2 protein-coding genes are annotated in these 887 nt (G+C 70.0%); both read right to left on the bottom strand.

The features are described from left to right. A partial coding sequence (locus tag AZE13_RS32100) for a SulP family inorganic anion transporter (protein ID WP_147264787.1) occupies positions 1-325 on the bottom strand: 325 nt, incomplete at its 3' end. Positions 326-339: 14 nt separating this feature from the next. Further along, the coding region (locus AZE13_RS32105; protein ID WP_066940043.1) for a carbonic anhydrase at positions 340-887 on the bottom strand (548 nt) is incomplete at its 5' end.

Genomic DNA, 887 nt, shown 5'->3' on the forward strand with positions numbered 1-887 from the left:
ACTTCAGGGCGCCCATGGCGAGTTGCAGACCTCCGGCGGCCAGCACCAGCGCACCGAGTGCGCCGACGCCGTACTCCTTGACCGCTTCGAAGACCAGCACGGTCAGGCCCGCGGCCGGGCCGCTGACCTGCAGACTGCTGCCGGGGAGCAGACCGGTCAGCAGCCCGCCGACGATACCGGTGACGAGACCCAGCTCGGCCGGTACGCCGGAGGCGACGGCCACCCCCACGCACAGCGGGACGGCCACGAGGAAGACGACGAGAGAGGCGGCGAAGTCCGCCCGGAAGGTAGTGGCGTTCGCTCGGAAGGTGGTGAATCGGCTCACGGTGCACACACCCCTTACAGCGGGAGGAACAGGTCGGAGGCCGGGTGATGTGCTGCCACCAGACCGGTGTGCACTTCGTAGAACCAGCCGTGCAGATTCACCTCGCCGGCGGCCAGCCGCTCCTGCACGCAGGGGTAGCCGCGCAGCCGGTTGAGCTGTTCGCGCACGTGTTGCTGGACCGCGGCCGAGACCGTCGGCTCGTCGTCCTTGGGCAGTTCGTCGGAGATCTGCTGCGCCAGCCAGTCGCGTACCGCGGGGGCGCCGGTCAGGTCCTCACCGCGGATCTTGGCGCCGACCGCGCCGCAGTGCGAGTGACCGCACACCACGATGTCGGCGACACGCAGCACGCGCATCGCGTACTCGATGGTGGCGGCTTCCGCACAGGCCGCCATGTCGTCCTGGTAGACGGGCACGGCGTTGCCGGCCGTCCGCAGTTCGAACAGTTCACCCGGGCGTGCCCCGGTGATCAGGGACGGTACGACGCGGGAGTCGGAGCAGGTGATGAAGAGCGCGAGCGGCGACTGGCCGGCCGCCAGCCGGCCGTAGGTTTCCTGCTCTTCGC

The organism is Streptomyces sp. NBRC 110611, from assembly GCF_001590865.1.
Lineage (GTDB): Bacteria > Actinomycetota > Actinomycetes > Streptomycetales > Streptomycetaceae > Streptomyces.